The organism is Paenibacillus brasilensis, assembly GCF_009363115.1.
GTDB classification, from domain to species: Bacteria; Bacillota; Bacilli; order Paenibacillales; family Paenibacillaceae; genus Paenibacillus; species Paenibacillus brasilensis.
The window spans coordinates 2,506,307-2,528,023 of sequence record NZ_CP045298.1; the positions used below are offsets into that span (position 1 = coordinate 2,506,307).

A 21,717-nucleotide genomic window follows, 5' to 3' on the forward strand; every position below is an offset into this window, starting at 1 on the left:
ACTAGGGTATGAGTATATAAGAGCCTTGTAACAGGAACAAGGAACATGCGGATTATTACTGAAAATTAAAGGTCGCCCGAGGTGGACAAAATTATGATAACAGAGCAACAACTACTTGATTTTATGCGCGAGACCGCATACAAGCCTATGACATACCAGGAGTTGGAGCAGCATTTTGACATTAAGGATGCAGACGATTTTCGCGAATTCCTTAAGCTCTTGAACGCATTGGAGGAAGACGGGAAAATTCTGCTGACCCGCACAAACCGTTATGGCGTGCCGGAACGAATGGATTTGCAGCGTGGGCGTTTGCAGGCTCATGCCAAGGGCTTTGCTTTTCTCATTCCGGAGGACCGGGAGCACCCGGATGTATACATTCACGCTAACGACTTAAAGAGCGCGATGAATGGAGACACGGTACTGGTAAGAGTGACGTCGAAGGGACCTGCGGGTGGCCGATTAGAAGGCGAAGTCGTGCGGATCGTGAAGCGCGCTGTGCTTCAAGTGGTGGGCGTGTTTCAGAGCCACGAAGCATACGGTTTTGTTTTGCCGGACGATAAACGCATTAACCGGGATATTTTTATTCCAAAGGATAGCTTCAATGGAGCTGTAAACGGGCAAAAGGTCGTTGTGCGTATTGTGAGCTACCCGGAAGGACGGGCGGCGGCGGAAGGTGAAGTGCTGGAAGTTCTGGGTCACAAGGATGATCCAGGCGTCGATATTTTGTCAGTGATTCGCAAGCATCAGCTTCCAGAGGCTTTTCCCGACGAAGTGACAGCGGAAGCGGATCAGGCTCCAGACGCGATTACGGAAGAAGAAATTGTACGTCAGGGTCGTCGCGATCTGCGTGATAAGATCATTGTTACGATTGATGGCGAGGATGCCAAGGACCTGGATGATGCGGTCAATGTAGAGCGTCTGCCGAACGGGAACTACCGCCTGGGCGTTCATATTGCCGACGTAGGGTATTATGTGCGAGAGAACTCCAAGCTGGATCAGGAGGCCTATAATCGCGGTTGTAGCGTGTATTTGGTTGACCGCGTCATTCCGATGCTTCCACACCGGCTTTCAAACGGCATTTGTTCTTTGAATCCGCAGGTGGATCGTTTGACTTTGTCCTGTGAAATGGAATTCAACGAGCATATGAAGGTTGTAAAGCATGATATTTTCACCAGTGTGATTAAAACGAAGGAACGAATGACATACACCAACGTTCGCAAGATCCTCGAAGAGGAAGATGCTGAACTGATGGAACGGTACAAGGATCTGGTAGAGGTATTCCGCACGATGAAGGAGCTGGCATTGAAGCTGCGTGCTAACCGGATGCGCCGGGGTGCGGTTGATTTTGATTTTGATGAAGCGAAAGTTATTGTAAATGATGAAGGTAAAGCTGTCGATATCGTTAAAAGAGATCGTACGATCGCCGAGCAAATTATCGAGGAGTTTATGCTGGCAGCCAATGAAACTGTGGCCGAGCATTTTCATTGGCTCAAGGTACCATTCTTATACCGGATTCATGAGGACCCGGACCCGGAGAAACTGCAAAATTTCATGGCGTTTGCGGCTAATTTTGGACATCAGATTAAAGGCCGCGGGAATTCCATTCATCCGCGTGCGCTGCAAACATTGCTGGAAGATATCGAGGGTACAAAGGAACAGACAGTGCTTAGTACCATGATGCTGCGTTCGATGAAGCAAGCAAAGTATGATGCGGAATCGACAGGACATTTTGGACTGGCAGCGGAGTATTATTCTCATTTTACATCGCCAATTCGCCGTTATCCTGATTTGGTGATTCACCGTGTTATTCGTGAGGTATTGGAAAATGGCGGGGCTTTGACAGCTGAGCGTCAAGAATATCTGACTGCACGTATGCCTGATATTGCGCAGCAATCCTCTGAGCGTGAACGTGTGGCTGTGGATGCAGAGCGCGACACAGAGCAAATGAAAAAGGCTGAATACATGCTGGACAAGGTTGGCGAGGAGTTCGAGGGCATCATTAGCAGCGTAACCAGCTTTGGTATGTTCATCGAGTTAGACAATACGGTGGAGGGTCTGACGCGCTTGAGTGCGCTTACGGACGACTATTACCATTTTGATGAGCAGCATATGGCGTTAATCGGTGAACGCACCTCCAAGGTATTTCGCATCGGGGATGAGGTCAAGGTTCGTGTCGCCCGCGTCAACATGGAGGATTACACGATTGATTTTGAGCTTGTCGATATGAAGCCGCGTCAACGCCGTGAGCGGACGGGCGGATCGGGCCAAGGCAGTGGTTTTGCACGTGGCGAGGGGCGTGGTAAAGGCCGCGAAGGACGTGACCGCAAGGGCGGCAAGGACAAGACTGGCAGAGAGCGTAAGGGCGGTCGTGAAACGGCTGGGAAGCCTAAAGAGGCCGGCAACGGAGGTATCAGCACTGCAGGTCGCACAGGCCGTGGTGGTGGAAGCGGTGGCGGAGCCAGTTCGGCGGGCAGCTTTGGCTTTGGCAGTGGCAAGGGCGGATACACTTCGCCAGCAACGGGCGCAAGCAAGCGGCGGAAGAAGACGTCTGCCAGCGGTATTTTTATCGGTGGCGCAGCTACACCTGGGAGTGATGCAAGACCAGGCGGTGACGGCGGCACGCGTCGCAAGCGGAAAAATAAGAGCGGCGGTGGCGGCAATAGCACCGCTGGATTTGTGAGGAAAAAGAAAAAGTAAGTTGATATAACATACTCGTTAGAAGGCTGGAGTTTTCGTGCCAGTAAATGAGCTGATGGGGCTTAAGTATAAAGGCGGTTTCTGTCTGTAGTAATGGATGGAAACCGTTTGCTTTTAGTGTGATACGTGTAAGTTAGAAATGTAGAAGGCTTGACCTTTCTTGCTTTTATCATCTGAAATTTGTTACAATATATTTCTAGGTAGCTCTTTGTAGCTGGATTCTTGTGCCTGGATTTATATTTGAATTAAGTTATTTATAAGGAGTGGTATTCATGGGTAAGAAGGCAGACGGGAAAGTGCTCGCCCAGAACAAAAAAGCTTCCCATGACTATTTTATTGAGGACACCTACGAGGCGGGCATGGTGTTAACGGGAACGGAAATTAAGTCTCTGCGGAATGGCCGCTCCAATATCAGTGATGCCTTTGCTACGATCCGTAATGGCGAAATTCATATTCACAATATGCATATCAGCCCTTTTGAGCAAGGTAATCGTAACAATCCGACCGATCCTACGCGCACGCGTAAGCTGCTGTTGCATAAAGAGCAGATTCGCAAGCTTATCGGTCTGTCCAAACAGGAAGGCTACACGATCGTGCCGCTGAAGATTTATGTGCGCAACGGTTATGCCAAGCTGCTGCTTGGACTGGGTAGAGGTAAAAAGCAGTATGATAAACGTGATGCAGCTGCTAAACGTGATGCACAGCGTGATATTCAACGTGCTTTGCGGGAGAAGCAAAAAATTGCGAGATAGATTGCTGCAATATTGTGTATGGCACAAATTACGTGAATAAGTTACATGTTCCTGTAATGGTGCTATTTTATCGAGCTGAAATGGCTTCATTCCGTTTCGTTATGACATGTTATATGTTATACTAACGAAGTAGTAAGTTTTAATGTATTTTAATTTGTTCGACTGTTGAATCTCAGAATTCAGCTTCCGATATTATGCATGCTTATGCTCCGGTATTTCCGGATTTATCCGTGGAGCCCTTTTTATAACAAGGGGGCGTTTATGGATTCGACGGGGATAGTTCGAGCATGGGTAGCGGGTAGTGGGGACGCGTCCGCTTCATCAACGCTAAAGCCTATTAAACGGCAAACAACAAAACAACTACGCTTTCGCAGCTTAATAACCTGTGAGCGTGCTTCTACTCTGCATCGCCCATGTGACAGGGATAGGGGCTAACAAATAGTGGGATACGCTGTCTCATCTCCGCCTGCGGTGAGCTGAAGAAGACAATCAGGCTGACCCAACGTATAGCCGGTTACGGGGCGATACTCGGGTGACATCAAAACTGTGACTACACCCGTAGAAGCTTATGTGTCGTTATCTTCGGACAGGGGTTCGACTCCCCTCGCCTCCATTTAAGTACTATGAAAAAAGCGACCGTAATTGGTCGCTTTTTGTTTTTCCAGCTCATGTTGAAGCAATGCTGGATTAATTCGATGCTCAAGTGTTCGGATGGCACTCTACTAAAGAAATTTAAATAAATTCATCTGTACCGTATCATAGAATCGATGAGTAATCCCCAGAAAAAAATCTAGCATGGACTTTCTCTAACTCCTGTATCAAACCTAATGTTTCTTCGTAGGCTCCGATCTCCTTCAACAGTTCAACGTCCTTGATTTTATAGACTGCAACTGACCAATTCTCATTATGCTTACTACATATATCGCTATTACTCTTCAATTCCTTAAACTTACTTTTACTTAGTTGTTTAGGATACGGGTCCCAATTTTTAGTAATGTTTAAATCTCAAACATTGATAGCTCATCAGAAATGAAAGCAGTCGAAGAGCGGGGGGTTCCGGAATCATCATAATAAAATTCATATTTGCAGAGAGAAAGATGATTTAATACTTTGCTTTCTTCACATTCATAACTAAGTTGATTTAAGTAACCTTCAATTTTGGGGCTAACATATAGTCGATTAAATTGGAAGGGGTCTAATTCTTGATACATTCTGTACATGCGCCCCTCCCAATCATAATTTTTAAAATAGTAGATTCCGAATTCAGCATAATAAATACTATTCTGAGTTTCTTTATTGTATTTAATTGTACGTTTTAATTTGTCAAAATTATTACCCCACACCTCTTTCCAGAACTCTTGGCAGGATTCTCCATCGGAATCTTCTTCATTCCTGTACTCCATGCATGTTGTAAAAGCATAACAGAAAGTGTAAATAGGAATGTGAAGGAAACGGACCCATTGTGAATCTTGGAGGACAAAATTTCCAAAGACAATCTCGCAAAGAACAGGATCGTTTTTCAAATAGTGATTGTATATATCGCTTGATAAAAATTCCGAGGCACGGATCACGGGTTCATCTAAATACATGAATGAACCAAAAGTTTCAGCACAGAAATCAATTAGGTTAGTAAGTTTTGAATTTGTGTTTTGTTGGAGTAAATGTTGAATTATTATTATACATAAACTGCTTTCCACATCAGGAAGATTCCCAATGTCATGCAATGCTGCGAGAGACAGTGTAATTGATTCCCTTGTTTGCAAATAGTCATGAATATAGTGAAGGCGATTGTTTTTAAATATTCTTCTTAGTTCTTTTTTTAGAGAGGGTTGAAGATCGCTCTCAGTTATAAATTCTGAAATCTGCTCATCATCAAGGGGGAGTTCATTTGGGCCGAAAAGCCAATTTTCTGCGTCTTCTTTTACCATTTCTAATGATTGTTCTTTTTCCACGCCTGTTGAATAACCAAAATAAGTAACTCAATTCATGAAACAAGAGGTGCACTGAAGAAGAACGCGCTGAATCTGAATCAGCCATTCAACAGGTAAGTTTTGAAGAAGAAATAGACGAGAAAATCGCGCAAAGGAAAGAACGGCATGTTGGGGCCATGAAGTCTGAGCAGCAACAAATAGCCAATTGAGCAGGACATAGACGATTAGAGCACAGAATAATTGCCCATAGACCGCATTTTCAGTCGTACCAAACAGCGTTGGGATATTCAAATGTTGCTTGATCCAACGAAAGAAGACTTCAATCTGCCATCGAGCCTTATAGATCTGTGCGATTTGTTCTGCGGTCACCTGCATTAAATCGGTAACCACCCGAATTTCCCGACCTTCAAAATCCCGAAACATCACCACACGATGGCGTTGTGTGGAACGACACTGAGGGGTTCCCAACTGGCAAGTGATATCCCGAATGACGGATGAATCTGGCTTCGTAAGGCGACGTAGCGCATGAGGCTTTTCCAAATGGACGTTGTCGCGAAGCCGAATGACAAACGATTGTCCATGGGTTTTGAAGTGATCCAGACGCTCCAGTTTCCCATAAGCACGGTCCATCACCAAAATGTAGTCCGGTTGAGCCAACGCTTCACTCATGGGGCCATCATGCTTGGAGCCCAGCGTTTCGACCACCTGAAGGGGTTGCCCATTTTCTGCTCGTAAAGCGACATGAAGTTTAATACCTGCACGCTCCCCGTGATAAGGAGCCCAAGGCAAACGCGTTTTCCCCACCGTCATCGTGGTTAAATCGATGAGTAATAATTCTTTGGGGAAAGTCAGTTTCCGACGTGCTTCCCGGTTACATTTGCAAACAAGTAGATGGAAAAGTTCCTTAAATACGGCGGCTTTGGTTGAAAAGCGTGAGTAGTGGACGACAGGCAAGCCACAGAGAGCCGCATAATCTACGCTGGATCGATAGCTACCCCATTGTTCCAACGCAGCCATGCACCAGTATTGAAGTAAATGGTACACCGTAAACTTGCGGGCTTTGTCTTCATAACCTATTAACTTCACAACCCTTTGAACTTCTTCAGGAGTCAGCATGGATTGAAGGATAGATGTAATCGTGATAGAATTTTTCATGAGATCGTCTTCTTTCGGATTCGTTTGGATGGTACCAACGATTCTACAGAAAAGACGATCTTTTTTCTACCATTTTGTGGTTATTCAACAGGCGTGTTCTTTTTCATCTCTATATATATTGTTATCAGTGTTAACTATACTTTCTTTTTGCACTAATATCGGCTTCCGGCCGCATAAAGAGGATATCTTCTCTCCAAATTGATTGGTATATCGAAGGCCAAAATGATTGAGTATTTCCGGAATATTATCAACAAGCATGTCAAGTTCAATATCCATACATAAATCATCAAGTAATTCTATTTCAGTCAACAAGATAGCTTTTAATTCTTTTTTTATTTTTGGGAAATAATTGTCATGGTAAATGCTATACTCATCTGGAAATACTTCCTGAAATTTTTCCATAGCCATGTAATGATACACACTAAATGCTTCTTGGTAAAATTGATTTATAATATTTCTACCATTGAAATGCATTCCTTTTTTTATGCATCGAAATATAATATCAGGTAAGTTATGAAGATCCATATACTGCGCTTCTATATTTCCATGCCCCATAGTTAAACAATAATTATTAATTTCACTTTCCAAAAAATTAAAGAGTGTGGGATGTAAATGAGGATCACAACAATGGAGCACTTGAAAGAACCTATGAAGCTCTTCTTCCCCATTAGGTAAATCATCTAATCCATCAGATTCCCAATTCCAACTGCCATCAGGTTCGGTATAACAATAAGGATAATCTACATAATGTAATATACATTGTTGCTCGAGCATTTCCGTAATTTGTTTGCTAGAGCTCTTAGAAAAATGTTCAAGTAGAAACTGAAGTTGATTGTAAAAAGCACAGCATTGTATAAGCTCAGGAATAAACTGCTCAGTATTTTCTTGAATATAGGAATATAGAAAATCTTGTACAGAGGGCATATTGAACTTCAATAAAATTCCATTTTCCTCATCACTATAAAAGGACTTAATCATTGTTTTTTCAAGTTCGGAGATACTGTCGCTTAGCTTCTTTATCCCCATCCGGTTTGAACGAGTAGCTATATATCGTGCATAGCAGCGTTTCATATCTTCCAGATTCATGGGTGTTGAAGAAATTAGCAAAAGCAGGGCTACAATCTGCGCCTCTTGACTAAGTTCTAAAAAAATATCCTCCCAGAATGCGCCAGGGTTATCGAAATAATCACATAGTTCCATAAAACACTCTTCGGCGGAAGTTTCATTATCTGGTTCTTTATTTAGATAGAGCGCAAGTACCCGTGGGTTATAATTGTCATGATTAATTATTTCACCACAATTGTGAAAAAGATAAGTAACATGTTCATGTTTTAGGTTTGAGGCGTAGAGATGTTGAAATAAAATGTTGGCCTTTTCAATATTACTATATTTATCCATTGTGCATATCAGAGCATATTGCTCTAACGTTTCCTTCAACATAAGTTGTTTTTGAAGCCCTTGACGAAGAATGTATTCTCTTGTTGTTAAGATGAGACGCTTGTTTTCTCCATAGTCTATTATACGTTGGATCAGTTTAATAAGCCGACTTTCATCTTTCCTACTAGTGTTTTCATTATGAAAAATACTTCCCCAGAAATCATCTAAAATAATGACTTGTTTCCTATCGTCCTCTAGCATATTATAAATATTCTCAATAGAATTTCCCCATATGAATCCGTCTAGATCTTCTGGTTGCAAATATGCCAGTGCCAAAAGATAAGCTATCGTTGTCTTTCCAACACCGGGTTCTCCAGAAATTACAATTACATGATTATGTGACCATTTTTGTAATGCTTCGCGATAGATTTGCGTAGGAGCGAATTTAGTAGATGCTTTTATTGCTTCTTTGAGCTCTTCAGCCGATTCCCTGTATAAAGAGCGGTGTATTGACTCTATAAGGAATTTTCCTAATATATTAATGCTCAGTGGCCAAAGTTTTGGATGTGCCGATTCTATCCAATGATAATTTGGAATTTCCAATAGCCGATTAATATCTGTCCTGCTTAAAATATCATCTTCATTTTGAATAGACCCTTCAAACAAATCTATAATTTGTTCTTTCTCACCAGGTCGAAAATCAAATGACACCCCCAAAATATATCGGTCGGGCTTTAACTTACGCACCTTTGGTAGCTCGGAATTTTTTAAACTACTGAAAAGTTGCTTGAAATCTTTGTAGCGTTTTGCTTGAATAATAGTCTTCTTGCCGTGATTTATATAAGAACCATCAATGCCTGAGTCACGCCCTTCCTTGTACATTTGTACAAAAAAGCCTTCCCTAACTTGAACGACATCACAAACGAGCTTTTCAAATTCGAGTGGTTCTAACAGTTCATGAAAGTCGTATTTCGGCATAATTATTCCTCCTGTTTCCTTGAGAACCATATATATATATAGTAATTTTACATTATGAATACAACTTTCAACCTACGTAGAACATACAGACCCATTATCAGTACTGCTCAAATGGGTAGTGCCTCGCCTCCCCTAGGTTGTCGGTTTTTCATTTTGTGTTATAACGCCCTTAATCATAGAATTGGAGAGACTCAAGATGTTTGCGAATCGAGAACAACTTCAAGAATCTCAAAAAGGCTAATCAACATGCGCGCAAGCAAGCCAATGAGTCGAGTGCATCCGTTTACTATATAAAGAGCAATAACGAGTTCGTGAGGGTACAGAAGGAAATAAGTTCAAGATCATTTATGATGCAACTGGAAAACAACAGGAGTTTGAATATCATGAGTAAGCAAAAACCAGTAATGAAGGTTTTTGCTAGGAGAAAAAGTTCATAACTTTATCATAGCCGGAACCAACAGCGAATTCTTTGATATAAAGGGGAATCTTTCAGCAAATAAGGAAACTGTGGAGTATAATGGTTTGAGCCTTCAAGATTGTCTCCATATCTAACGACATAAGACCCCAGTCCCTTCAGCATAAGCTTGTTTTTTGTCTTTTCTGGAATAAGTATTGACACGGATAGGAAAGTATTATATCTTTATATCAAGATAAATAAATTAAAGATAAAAACGATCAGCAAATTTTGAATATGGAGGTATACACTTGCTTACAATTTTAAAAAGAATTAATCAGCTTGCCAAAAAAGCAAAAGAAGTCGGATTAACTGAAATTGAAAAAACGGAACAAATCGATCTTCGCAAAGAATACCTTCAAATCTTTCGGGGTTCTGTAAAAAGCATCCTTTTGAATGCTACTATCTATGATCCGAATGGAGATGATGTTACTCCTGAAAAACTAAAAAAAGAACAGGCGCAAATCGTTAAACAATGAATTTAATTTTATCTAATATCTTTAATTAAATAATCTTTAAACGAATATAATATGGAGAGTGATTTTATGTTGGCGAGTGGATTGTTACTGGTACGTTTGGTGGTTGGATTGTTATTGGTGGGACATGGAGCTCAGAAACTTTTTGGCTGGTTTGGTGGCTATGGTCCAAAAGGCACCGGCGGTTGGATGGAGTCAATTGGAATTAAGCCCGGAGTATTCATGGCAGTGTCCGCTGGGGTGATGGAATTGTTGGGAGGAACTCTATTTACTTTAGGACTGCTCACTCCATTGGCTGCATTGTTGATTACGGTGACTATGCTCGGAGCGATTTTCAAAGTACATGGTCAAAATGGGATCTGGGCCACAGCTGACGGCTATGAATATCCTCTAGTTCTTATTGCCGTTGTAATCGGTATTGCGTTGACAGGGGCAGGTTCATATTCCATCGATGCAATACTTAAATAAAACATGATAGTTAGGCCATTAAAAATCATCAACGACAAAAAATAAAGGTTCCTACGATTAAAGGAGGGTTTCATATGTCACTTCAAACTACAGGTATCCATCATATTACAGCTTTTGCCGGTAATCCGCAGGAGAATGTCGACTTCTATGCCGGCATCCTTGGACTTCGGTTATTGAAGAAAACAATCAACTTCGATGCTCCTGAGGTTTACCACTTGTACTTTGGTAACGAGGCAGGAGGCCCTGGAACCATCATTACATTTTTTCCTGCTCCAGGAACTCCCAAAGGGCGAATCGGAGGTGGCCAGGTGGGCATTACCTCATATGTAGTACCGCCAGGTTCACTTGATTTTTGGCAGCATCGTTTGCAAAGCTTTGATATTCAAGTTACGAAAACGATCCGCTTTTCTGAACAATATCTCCAATTCGAGGATAATGAGGGCCTACGTCTTGAGCTTGTCGAACGTGAAGCGGGAGCGAACAGTACTTGGTCTTACGGTGGCATTTCGGCTGATAAAGCAATTAAGGGGTTTGGAGGTGCCGTGCTATTTAGTGTCAAGCCTCAGAAAACGATGGATGTAATGGAAAGCATACTCGGATTTACAAAAATCGATGAAGACGCCGAATATGTCCGTTATCAGTCCGAAGGAGAAATCGGCAACATCGTGGATGTTCCAATCGCCAAAATGGGTTTAGGCTTTGGTGGAGCAGGCACGGTACATCACATTGCATGGCGTGCAAAAGATTTCGAGCAACATGAAGACTGGAGAAGCACTGTCCAGAATTATGGCTATCAGCCGACTCCAATCATAGACCGTCAATATTTTAATGCTATATATTTCAGAGAAGCGGGCGGCATACTATTTGAAATTGCTACAGATCCACCGGGATTTGCTAAAGATGAACCTGCTGAATCTTTGGGGCAGAAATTAATGCTCCCAGAGTGGTTTGAACCGCAGCGGGCTCAAATTGAGGCGAACCTGCTTCCTATTGAAGTAAGAACTTTAACGGGAAAATGAAGAGCACCCTTATGGGTGTTTTTTCGTTTGGGCATATTGCTTGATAGCCTTAATTTTCTCATCAGTAAAGACCCCTGAATCCAGCAAGTCCAGAATGGAGAGCACACTGCCGCGGGAACCCCAACTGCCTTCTTCAATGACTTGGAAAGATACCCACCAAGTCGGGGATGGTTCCGGTACTCCCAGTACTTTAGTCAAACTGCCAAGAATGTTCTCAAGCACTTCTTTGCGGATATCGTTAGGCCAGTCACCATTCATCACCAGAACATTGACAGTAACCACATCACGTTCAGGCTGATCCGACAGCAATTGCCCGCCAATTGCCATGTAATCTGTTGGACGTTCGGTGAAATGGACCTGGAACCCTTCTCTTGCTGGCGGACAATATTGACCTACTTCTGGAACGAGAACCGCATCCGTCAACCCTTCTGCCAAAAGTCGACGCTGTTCAAGCGTAATACGGCCTGCTGGATAGTTGACATTGATCATGGTCATGGTCTGAGATATCCTTATTGAGGTTTAACCAAGCAATGCCTTGGAATTCTTTATGATATATGTACCCAAGGCTTCATCTCGGCAAGCTCATTGATATTTTGTTGATATCGTTAATATAAAACGGTGCAAAACCCTTGTCAACATTGATTATTATAATAATATATATATTTTATAATATATAGTTTGGGTGTGGAGCTGGTTCAAATGGGCTATAATTATGTCTAGTCTAATGAAAGCATGACATACTACGGAGATTTGCTAGAGGTACTAGGAGGCATAATATATAATGGCGAGACAGTCAGGGAAAACCAATACAATGTTTGCGGTATTAGGCATTCTGAGTCTGGGTCCTCATACCGGTTATGATATAAAGCAACATATGGAGCAAAGTACTAGCTACTTTTGGAATGAGAACTATGGCCAGATCTATCCCAGCCTGGCAGAACTACTGGATCGAAAAGACATTGCACTCGAGGTCATTCGCCAGAAAGGAAAGCCTGACAAGAAACTCTACAGCATTACCGATCAGGGAAGGCAGACGCTGTCAGATTGGCTTTCCCAGCCCATGGAGCATGTGGTGATGCTTAAAAAAAATGAGCTGCTGTTGAGGGTGTTTTTTGGCGGCAATTCTTCGCCTGAAACAATTATAAGGCACATACAGGAGCATAAAGAAAAGCTAATGGAAAGCTTGCATATATTTGAAGAGCTTGAACGTTGGCTTATCAACGTAGAGCATAAAGACCATAATCATAAGTATTGGATGATCACAATGATTTATGGTAAAAGTCAGTTCAGCAGTTTAATTAGCTGGTGCGATGAAAGCATTAAAGTGTTGAGTTCTTAGGGCCTCGCCTCCTCCTCCATAAAGCTGCTTGCCAAGTTGGGCTCGCATCCTTATGGAGGAGTCTTTCTATTATTCCACCAGCTTTTCAGACTTCAGCAGCATTTCTCGCAGCACGTGAGCGACTCGGCTTTTTCGGTTCGCTACTTTCCTTTTGATTAGGTTCAATGATTCTTGGTATGCTGGATTATTTTTTTGATAAAAGAACTGCTTGGCTGCCAAACGCAGTGTCCTTCTTAACAGCAGGGCTGATGAGCGTGTCAGCTTGGAACGGAATCCCCTGTGTAATACTCGCAGTGTACTTTTGTAGATTTCCAAATCCACGGATGGTGGTACAAGGGCGAGCAGATTTAAGGAGGAATCATTGAATCCGTAGGTTTCAAACATGATTTTCAGATTTTCCGTATTTAAGATGTTCCCTCTAAGGTAGGTTGGGTGTTCTTGGTGATATCCGACAACCTCTTTGATGGAATAGAAAGGAACCCTTAGTCGATGCAGCCGGTAGCCAAGGTCCCAGTCTTCGAGTCCATAGAGTACAAATCGTTCATTAAAGCCACCAATACGGATCAATTGGCTGCGCCTGATGGATACACAACGTGTAATCAGGAGCAGCCAGGGAGCTACATCTGTAGTGGCGAATTGCTTTTTAATATTGAGGGGAACTCTTGTGGGGCTAACTACTTTAGACAAAACACCCGTTTGATGAAGGATATCTTCCGGGGTTATGACCGGAATGATTTCATTCGCTGCTTCAAAGTCGGGATTCCATAGGCCTGATTGTGTAAGTATGCTCCGACAATGCTCTTTTTCTTCCGGAGAAAAGTCAGGGTGATAATGGGTAAAAGCATCGTCCCACGAGTGAGGAATGCCTGAAAGCACGGATTTGGGATATTTGCGGTGATAACGGCTCACGATTCTAATGAAATCAGGTAACACCAAAAAGTCAGCGTCGCAGAAAATGATGTATAGCCCTTTTGCACGGCGCAGTCCCAAATTTCGAACGGCAGACCGACCGCGTTGCTCCGGATGGGATACGTAGATAAGAGGATAGGATGCTTTGAAGCCTTCGACCATTTCTTTCGTTCCGTCTGTAGAACCGTCATCAGCTACAATCACTTCAAATAGTTGCTTCGGATAGGTTTGTGTTTCAAATGAAGCGAGTGTTAGCAGCAACTGCTGGACTCGATTATAGGTTGGAATGATGACGCTGTAGCGGATAGCCAATGTGATCTCCCCCCACCATTTATTTTAAGAAACGCTCAAACAGGATAAATAATAACAATGTATTCAATGAGTCTAGGGTGGTCTGGTCAAACACCCTCTCCAGTTTCGAAACAGGCTTGGTCTTATTGTGGATGTTAAGACTACATGAATTGTGACTGCAATGCAAAGTGCCTGACCCCGTGCCTGAACGTACGATTTCGACGGGGCTCAGGCACTTTTTTTTGAGTTATCGCGTAGTGAGGACGGATGGCTAAATGGAATTAGCTATTGGAATCTAGCCATAATGATCACTTTGTACCAGATATGATGTATTATATGGTAGGATATAGTCTTTTCGAAGGGGGTTATCATGGGGATTTTGTCGAGGTTTACGGATATTATGAAGGTGAATGTTAACGCCATATTGGATAAGGTGGAAGATCCGGAGAAAACCATTGACGATTATATGCGGAGCTTGAACAGTGATCTGGGTAAGGTGAAAGCGGAAACCGCTTCAGTATTGGCTGATGAGAGAAGGGCAAAAAGAGTACTGGATGAATGCAGAGCCGAGATCAAAAAGCTCCAGCATTATGCCAGTAAGTCCGTGGAAGCTGAAAACGAAGAGGAAGCTCGAAAGTTTCTGGAGAGAAAAGGTTCGCAGGCTGAGAAGCTGGAACAATTACAAACCTCCTATGACTTAGCTTCGGCAAACGCCGTAAATATGAAACAAATACAGGATAAATTGGTGTCCGATATGGAGCAACTGGAAGCGCGGCGAGCCGGACTTAAAGGGAAGATGGCGGTTGCCAAAGCGCAGCAAACCTTGAATTCAATGGGCAACAGGGACTCCGTTTTCGAAGCTTTGGAAGATAAGGTAAACAGGGCATATGATGAAGCGATGGCGATAGCCGAGCTCCGGGTAGGAACAAAGGCCAACCTGGATGATTTATTCGCACAATATGAGAAGAGTACGAATGGAGAAGATGAACTGGCTGCAATCAAAGAGCAAATAAACAATAAGGAATCATAACAGTTTCTACATGATAGAGGTGAGCAGATGCCGGTTATTGAATACAAATGTCCCAACTGCGGTAGTGGCATGGTCTTTGACGGTGAGACAGGGATGTTATCCTGTCATAGTTGCGGAAGAGAGGATAATATCGAATCCATTCCTGATCCTCTTACGACAAATCGTAATTTTTCAGAAAATGAGGTTCAGGAGTATCATTGCAATAACTGCGGGGCAGTCATTATGACTGAAATGGAGACGAGTGCAACGGTGTGCAGCTTTTGCGGTTCAGCCGTGGTTCTCGGTGATCGACTGACCGGGAAACTGGCTCCGGCGCAGGTGATTCCTTTTTCGATCAGCAAGGAAGAAGCCATAGATGCTTTCAAAAAATGGTGCAAGAATGGTCGTCTAACACCGAACCGATTCATGACAGCAGATCGGATTAAGGGCATCACCGGGATGTATGTGCCGTTCTGGTTATATGATTTACATAACAAAATCGAGGCTTATGGTGAGGGTACCAAGGTACGAACCTATACGAGTGGGGATTACGAATATACGGAAACGCAGCATTTTGATGTATATCGGAAAATCCGTCTGAATTATGTGAAGGTTCCGATTGATGCTGCGGAGAAAATGAATGACGAGCTGATGGATAAATTGGAGCCGTTTCCTTATGATCAGCTAAAACCTTTTAAAACGCCATATCTGGCGGGCTATATTGCGGAGAAGTACAGCTACAACGAAGAAGAGCTTTTCCCGCGAGTTAAAGAAAAAGTGAAGGAATATATTGATTCCTATATTCATTCTACGGTGTCAGAGTATACGGCCGTGAACTACACAGAAAAGCAAATTGATACTACATTAAAACAAGCGGATTATGTCCTGCTTCCGGTATGGGTCATACACTATGATTACAATCAATTGGAGCATACGTTTGCGATGAACGGCCAGACGGGGAAAGTAGTCGGTAAGCCGCCGATTAGCAAGTTCAAGGTGACGGCCTGGTTTGCAGGTATTTTCGGTATTTCTCTCTTTTCATTGAGGCTAATCACTTGGTTGTTGATGGGAGGAGACTTTCAGTGAAAAGATACAGAGCGATTATGGCCGTTTTGTTGTTCTTTGCTGTTCTTCTAGCTGTTCCGCTGGAAATGAAGGGCGAAGCAGCTACGACAAAAATGAAGCCCCTGATTTATGATGAAGCAGGACTGCTTAATCAGGAAGAATATGATGTGTTGAACTCTATGGCTAATCAATACGGAGCCGAAAGAGAAACAGATATTATTATTGTTACTACCATGAATCCCGACAATAGGGATGTTATGAAAATGACGCAGGATTTTTATGACGATCATGGGCCGGGGTATGACAGGTCTCAAGGGAATGCGGTCATTTTGACGATGGACATGAGAAATAGAGAGGTATATCTGGCCGGATTTTATAAGGCTGAGCGGTATCTGGATGACGACAGACTGGATAAAATACGTCATGAGATTAGCCCGGATCTGACGAACGGCAACTATGGATTGGCATTTCAAAAGTATATTTTGAGTGCGCATAGATATTTGGCCATCCGCCCAGGGGTGAATCCGGACAGTATATTTTTTAAGGGCTGGCTTCATTTGGCGGTTGCACTGGGATTGGCGTCTATTATCGTGGGCAAGATGGTTTCCAACTCCGGCGGTCGAGTGACTGTAAATCGGCAGACCTACGAGGATGGAAGCACTTCAGGGGTTCTGGAGCATCGGGACGAGTACCTTCACACAACGACAACGAAACGGAAGATTGAAAAGAGCAGTAGCAGCAGCAGCTCGGGCGGAGGCGGAACCACCAGCGGCGGTCATTCGCATAGCGGCAGCAGAGGATCATTTTAACTGAAGGGATGGACGCGGAATGGGATTCTTTAGAAATCAATTTGCGAATGTGGTAGAGTGGGAAGAATTCAGAGATGACATGATTTTTTGGAAGTGGAGCAACCGCGAGATTAAAAAAGGCAGCAAGTTAGTTATTCGCCCCGGTCAAGATGCGATTTTTGTAAATAACGGTAAGATCGAAGGCATTTTTGAGAATGAAGGGTCGTATAGCATTGATTCTGACATTATCCCATTCCTGTCTACGTTAAAAGGGTTCAAGTTTGGCTTTAACAGCGGCATGAGGGTGGAGGTTCTATTCGTCAATACGAAGGAGTTTACCGTCAAATGGGGGACGCAGAATCCAGTGTTGATCCCGACTCCCCAGCTTCCGGGCGGTATGCCTATTCGTGCCAACGGCACGTTTAATTTTAAAGTGAATGATTATGTTACGCTCATTGATAAGATCGCCGGGGTGAAGGACAGCTATCTGGTTGAGGATGTTAAAATCCGCATTACTTCTGTGTTGGACCAGCTGTTAATGAAGTGGATCAGCAGAGAAGGGAAGGACATGTTTAATCTGCAGGCGAACGCTTCCGATATATCAAAAGGTATTCAAGAAGACCTGGACATGCAAGTGATGGACAACGGCATGACGATTACCGGCTTCCATGTGATGAGCTTCAACTATCCTCAAGAGATCCAGGATATGATTACGAAGACAGCTTCTCATGAAATGATCGGTAATCTACAAAAGTATCAACAGGTGACGATGACGGATGGGATTGCATCGGGCAACGTAAAAGGCGGCGGAGCTGCTTCGGATATGGCGAGTATGATGATGGGGATGAATATGGCGAATGAAATGATGAAAAATTTGAACCCAAGCCAGCAGCCCCCGGCTGAGACTCCGTCTGCCCCCGATGCCTCCACTCCTGCTGGCGAGCATAAAAAACCTAATTTTTGTCCAAATTGCGGTACAAAAAACGAGGGAGCTAACTTCTGCCCAAACTGTGGTCAGAAATTAAGCGTGTAGCTATAGCTACTGTCAAATTCCTTTCTTTGGAGAAAGGGCCGGCTAGCAGTGTGTCTAAAAGTCAAAAAGCAGTTGTTGCAGAGTATGCTCTGTGATGACTGCTTTTTTTATTGTGGTTCCTTCAAGAGTTTTCTTCCTAAGGCTGATTTATAGGATTGAAAAATATGCGCAGGATAGGGTACTATAGTTATATAGTATGTATTTATATTAATTAATTAGTTATTTCATTAATAAACTATATGTATAGGAGTGCGAAGATGACCAAATTTCAAGATCAGATCATTGCACGGTACAAGTTTGATGATGCAGGGGACGTCGGCAAGGATAGCTCAGGACAAGGCAATAACGGGGTAGCATCCGGCACGGATACACCTACGATTGCCAATGTTGGCGGAAGAGCAGCTTTGACGCTCGCGGGAGGCCCCAACGGCACATCTTATATCCAGTTGCCCTCCGATCTGTTTAAAGATGTAAGCGATAACACAGGTGTCACGGTGACTGCTTGGGTCAACTTTGGCAGATTCACGGATATGTGGGAGCGTGTGTTTGACTTTGGCAAAGCCCATACCGGACCCTATATGTTTATGACACGGAACCTGCGCGGAACGCTGTTCGCCGAGGCAGATTTGTCCGTAGACCCGGGAAGAGGCTTTGTCAGGGATGAGTGGATGCACATCGCCATGTCTGTGGTCGGCCCGGAGGGTGGCACATTAAGCAGCGCAGGTCCGATTGTATATGTTAATGGTGAGGTGGCAGCGGATGGCTCTATCAGCCAAACCTCCAGCGGCGACTATACCAGGCTGCGAAAATGGTTTGAAACGTTTGCGGACACGTCCAACTATAATAACAATTTTATCGGTCGTTCCCAGCACGCAGCGGATGTAGACTTTGCCGGCTCCGTTTCGGACTTCCGGATTTATAAAGCAGGCTTGTCCGCCGACGATTGTCACCAAGGACTTGTCTTTGCCAACGGTCCTGATGGGTGGACGGGTTAAGGTGACCTGGAAATCGAGCCGACCGGATATACTTTCTGATAATGGTCAGGTTCAGGCTATTGCCTCCGCACAAGGAGTGACCGTTACAGCCACCTTGACGAGAGGCTCAAGCCGGATTGAAGAAAGCTTTGAAGTATCGGTTCTTCCGGAACAACTGCCTCCGTACACGTTGAACATTCATGGGGACAAGGAAGTACTGGATATCAGCGAAGTGATGTACGGCTTGTTCTACGAAGATATCAATAATGCGGCTGACGGCGGGATTTATGCGGAGCTTGTTCAGAACCGCTCCTTTGAATCCTTTGAATTCGATACGTATTCCCATGCTTCCGGCGAATGCGGCTGCTCCACAGGACGGAACCGCAACCCGCTGTTTGCCTGGTCTGGTGATACGGATAAGATGACTCCGCAGCATAGCGGTGGCTTAAATGAGTTTTTGGGCGTAAAGGATAAAGAAGTGAACGCTTATTATGTGACGGTAGCGGATGGTGCAACCATTCGGAACAAAGGCTTTGCCGATTCTAACCAGCATTGTGCCATGTCCATCCAAGAAGGAGCCAAGTATGATTTCACCATCTGGGCGCAGGCCGAATCGGCAGGCACCATTACATTGCAGCTGCAGGATTCGCATGAACAGGCCATTAGTGATTCGGTAACCGTACAGGAGAGGGCGGCAACACGTGGAAGAAGTATGGCATTGATACCAAGCTGGTGATGACAGGCTCGGCTACGGTTCTGGGACAACTGGCGCTTACGTTTGCAGGTGACATTTCAATTGATATGGTATCCTTGTTTCCACAGGATGTGTGGGGCGCAGGAGAGGAAAAGAAATCTCCATCCGCACACGCTAACTTTCAGGGTAATCCCAACTACAGGCTGAGAAAAGATCTGGTGAACGCGCTGGTCGGCATGCATCCGAAGTTTTTGCGTTTTCTAGGTGGTTGTATCTCCGAGGGTTCGTTTATATGGGAAAATGTATACAACTGGAAGGAATCCATTGGCGATGTCGAGCTGCGCAAGGAAAACTTTAATGTATGGGGCTATATGATGACCATGGGGCTTGGCTATATGGAGTATTTCCAGTTGGCAGAAGACCTGAACGCGGCTCCACTTCCGGTCATGGCCTGCGGCGTGCTCTGCCAAGCCCGTTCCGATTATGCTCATCCGGCTGGAGGGGCGTTAAAAGAATACTATATCAAGAACTTTACAGATCTGATCGACTTCGCGATTAGCGTGGGTTTTGAACATAATGAATGGGCTGCCATGCGTAAAAAAATGGGCCATGAAGCTCCATTCGATCTGCATTACTTGGGAGTAGGGAACGAAAATTGGGGTACAGAATTTTTTGCCAACTTTGAAGTGTTCAAAACGTCCATTGATGAGTATATGGAGAAAAATTATCCAGGCTATGAGCTGCATATTATCTCCACGGTTGGCGCTCAAGCAGACGACGATGCATATCAGCAGGGCTGGAAGTTCCTGAGTGGTAACATCACGGGATCAGCCAAGGTTGCTTTTGCAGATGGTAACCAAGTGACGGAGGAGGTCGTGACCTGGTATGAGAAGCAGAAGGATTACATGGACACCATTGCGGATGAGCACTACTACCGTTCTAACGAGTATCTGTTGAATAATGTGGACCGGTATAACTACTACTATAGAGCTTATAACGCGGACGGCAGTATCAACTGGAAGGAAACGTCAAAGGTTTTCGTTGGTGAGTACGCCTCAACGGATAAAAATACATTGGCAGGTGCAGTAGCCGAGGCAGCGGTGATGACCGGCTTTGAAAATAATGCTGATGTCGTTTTGCTGGCTGCCTATACACCGCTGTTTAACAAAGTACTGACGGACGGAACCTACAGATGGACCCCGGATTGTATTTGGTTCGATAACGAAACCGTATGGTTTACGCCGAACTACTATGTGCAGCAAATGTTTGCTAAATATTTGGGCAATAAAGTATTGGCTACCTCTTTCTCTACCTATAAAAACGGCAAGCCGATAGAGCTTGTTCCCCGGGGTGGAATTGAGATTGCGACAGGCAACGCCGAGGCTGTGATTAAACGTGTGACCGTTACTTCCAACAGGGATGGCAGCGTGCTGTTGGATCAAGATTTTACCAAGGAATTGAATTCAGCTTGGCAAGTCATTCCCGGCTCCGTGGGATCTACGGTGGAGGAAGGCAAGGGGCTTGTTCCTCAAAGCCCAAGATAACGGCCTGAACGGCTTGTTCATCTTGAACGACCACTGGACGAATTACAAGGTGGAGGTGGTCGCTTCACGCATTTCCGGGATCGATGGTTTTTATGTGGGTGCAGGTCTCACGGATATTTCGGCCGAGAAAAAGACGGTTGTTGAATACGCGATCGGATACGGCGGCAAGGCTACCGGTGTGAAAGTCTACAAGCAAGGTATAGAAGGTTATACCATGGGTGACTATTCTTCCAGTACGGCGGCAGGCAACCTGAGAGCAGCCAGCTATGAAGAGCTTGCCGACAACACGGACTACACTATCACGGTGAACTACGGCGGTGAAACGGGCAATAACCTGATTTGCTCATACACCGACGGCAAGACAAGCAGCAAAGTGCTGGACTACAAGCTGGAGGCTTACAACAGTGATGTATTCAACTCGGTGACCAAGGATGCTGAGCATGTATATGTGAAGCTTGTGAATGCCGACAACGTGGATAAGGCAACACAGTTGAACCTTCGGGAATTAAGTGTGGAGTCGACCGCCAAGCTGATTACATTAACCGGCGATTCCTCTCTTGTTCATGTGCCGAACGTGAATAAAAAGAATGATGAGAAGGTTGTGCCTACTGAGCAGCAGGTTTCGCTCAGTAATAACGCGGTCCTTCTGCAATTACCCGCTAATTCAGTGAATGTGCTAGTGTTGGATCTTAAAGGGTAGAGTACGAGATGGTTAGGGTAATGGTGGTAAAACCTTTTCCTGCTTAAAAACAACATGGAGTGTC

General features: G+C 44.1%; 16 protein-coding genes, 1 other RNA gene and 1 pseudogene. 13 read left to right on the plus strand and 5 right to left on the minus strand.

Annotated features, from left to right (window positions below; genetic code table 11):
* The first annotated feature begins 93 nt into the window (after positions 1–93).
* The 3 genes from rnr (at position 94) to ssrA (ending at position 4,065) form a co-directional block, all read left to right on the plus strand.
* Positions 94–2,697 carry a ribonuclease R gene (gene rnr, locus GCU48_RS11790; RefSeq protein ID WP_152380112.1) on the plus strand — a complete coding sequence of 868 codons (2,604 nt, stop codon included), beginning with the start codon at positions 94–96 and terminating at the stop codon, positions 2,695–2,697.
* Positions 2,698–2,969: 272 nt separating this feature from the next.
* Entirely contained in the window at positions 2,970–3,449 is a 480-nt protein-coding gene (smpB, locus tag GCU48_RS11795) for an SsrA-binding protein SmpB (protein WP_013308270.1), read from the plus strand.
* Positions 3,450–3,700: 251 nt separating this feature from the next.
* Positions 3,701–4,065: a transfer-messenger RNA gene (ssrA, locus tag GCU48_RS11800) on the plus strand.
* A gap of 382 nt (positions 4,066–4,447) precedes the next feature.
* Here ssrA and GCU48_RS11805 read toward each other — a convergent pair.
* The 3 genes from GCU48_RS11805 to GCU48_RS11815 all read right to left on the minus strand — a co-directional run bounded on the left by GCU48_RS11805 (position 4,448) and on the right by GCU48_RS11815 (position 8,890).
* On the minus strand, positions 4,448–5,401 hold the full coding sequence (locus GCU48_RS11805; RefSeq protein ID WP_244316191.1) for a hypothetical protein: 954 nt from the start codon (positions 5,399–5,401) through the stop codon (positions 4,448–4,450).
* Between the two features lie 27 nt (positions 5,402–5,428).
* Positions 5,429–6,535, minus strand: a complete 1,107-nt coding sequence (locus GCU48_RS11810) for an IS4 family transposase (RefSeq protein ID WP_152380113.1) — start codon at positions 6,533–6,535, stop codon at positions 5,429–5,431.
* Between the two features lie 84 nt (positions 6,536–6,619).
* Positions 6,620–8,890, minus strand: coding sequence for an nSTAND3 domain-containing NTPase (locus GCU48_RS11815; protein ID WP_244316193.1), 2,271 nt, complete (start codon positions 8,888–8,890; stop codon positions 6,620–6,622).
* Between the two features lie 414 nt (positions 8,891–9,304).
* Between GCU48_RS11815 and GCU48_RS26895 the strand changes: the two genes are divergently transcribed.
* From GCU48_RS26895 to GCU48_RS11835, 4 genes are all read left to right on the plus strand, one after another.
* Positions 9,305–9,442 carry a hypothetical protein gene (locus GCU48_RS26895; protein ID WP_244316195.1) on the plus strand — a complete coding sequence of 46 codons (138 nt, stop codon included), beginning with the start codon at positions 9,305–9,307 and terminating at the stop codon, positions 9,440–9,442.
* Positions 9,443–9,595: 153 nt separating this feature from the next.
* Positions 9,596–9,823 (plus strand): DUF896 domain-containing protein, encoded by a 228-nt coding sequence (locus tag GCU48_RS11825; RefSeq protein WP_025721379.1) that lies wholly within the window; start codon positions 9,596–9,598, stop codon positions 9,821–9,823.
* Between the two features lie 66 nt (positions 9,824–9,889).
* Positions 9,890–10,288, plus strand: a complete 399-nt coding sequence (locus GCU48_RS11830; protein ID WP_152380114.1) for a DoxX family protein — start codon at positions 9,890–9,892, stop codon at positions 10,286–10,288.
* Positions 10,289–10,362: 74 nt separating this feature from the next.
* A complete protein-coding gene (locus GCU48_RS11835) occupies positions 10,363–11,307 on the plus strand; it encodes a ring-cleaving dioxygenase (RefSeq protein ID WP_152380115.1) in 945 nt (314 codons plus the stop codon).
* A gap of 9 nt (positions 11,308–11,316) precedes the next feature.
* Here GCU48_RS11835 and GCU48_RS11840 read toward each other — a convergent pair whose 3' ends face one another.
* Positions 11,317–11,802: a tautomerase family protein gene (locus tag GCU48_RS11840; protein WP_152380116.1), complete on the minus strand. Its 486-nt coding sequence runs from the start codon at positions 11,800–11,802 to the stop codon at positions 11,317–11,319.
* A gap of 286 nt (positions 11,803–12,088) precedes the next feature.
* Here GCU48_RS11840 and GCU48_RS11845 point away from each other — a divergent pair, with 286 nt between their 5' ends.
* Positions 12,089–12,646: a PadR family transcriptional regulator gene (locus GCU48_RS11845; protein WP_152380117.1), complete on the plus strand. Its 558-nt coding sequence runs from the start codon at positions 12,089–12,091 to the stop codon at positions 12,644–12,646.
* 69 nt (positions 12,647–12,715) lie between these two features.
* Here the strand turns inward: GCU48_RS11845 and GCU48_RS11850 are convergent, their stop codons facing one another.
* Entirely contained in the window at positions 12,716–13,867 is a 1,152-nt protein-coding gene (locus tag GCU48_RS11850; RefSeq protein ID WP_152380118.1) for a glycosyltransferase, read from the minus strand.
* 349 nt (positions 13,868–14,216) lie between these two features.
* Here GCU48_RS11850 and GCU48_RS11855 point away from each other — a divergent pair, with 349 nt between their 5' ends.
* From GCU48_RS11855 to GCU48_RS11875, 5 genes and pseudogenes are all read left to right on the plus strand, one after another.
* Positions 14,217–14,876 carry a PspA/IM30 family protein gene (locus GCU48_RS11855; protein ID WP_152380119.1) on the plus strand — a complete coding sequence of 220 codons (660 nt, stop codon included), beginning with the start codon at positions 14,217–14,219 and terminating at the stop codon, positions 14,874–14,876.
* Positions 14,877–14,903: 27 nt separating this feature from the next.
* The gene (locus GCU48_RS11860) at positions 14,904–15,941 is read left to right on the plus strand and encodes a TFIIB-type zinc ribbon-containing protein (protein WP_152380120.1); all 1,038 of its coding nucleotides are present in this window, start codon (positions 14,904–14,906) and stop codon (positions 15,939–15,941) included.
* Positions 15,938–16,729 carry a TPM domain-containing protein gene (locus GCU48_RS11865; protein WP_152380121.1) on the plus strand — a complete coding sequence of 264 codons (792 nt, stop codon included), beginning with the start codon at positions 15,938–15,940 and terminating at the stop codon, positions 16,727–16,729. Before GCU48_RS11860 ends, GCU48_RS11865 begins: the two co-directional genes overlap by 4 nt.
* Positions 16,730–16,748: 19 nt before the next feature.
* A complete protein-coding gene (locus tag GCU48_RS11870; protein ID WP_152380122.1) occupies positions 16,749–17,741 on the plus strand; it encodes an SPFH domain-containing protein in 993 nt (330 codons plus the stop codon).
* Positions 17,742–17,998: 257 nt separating this feature from the next.
* Positions 17,999–21,653 (plus strand): annotated as a pseudogene (locus tag GCU48_RS11875) (alpha-L-arabinofuranosidase C-terminal domain-containing protein).
* The last annotated feature ends 64 nt before the right edge of the window (positions 21,654–21,717 follow it).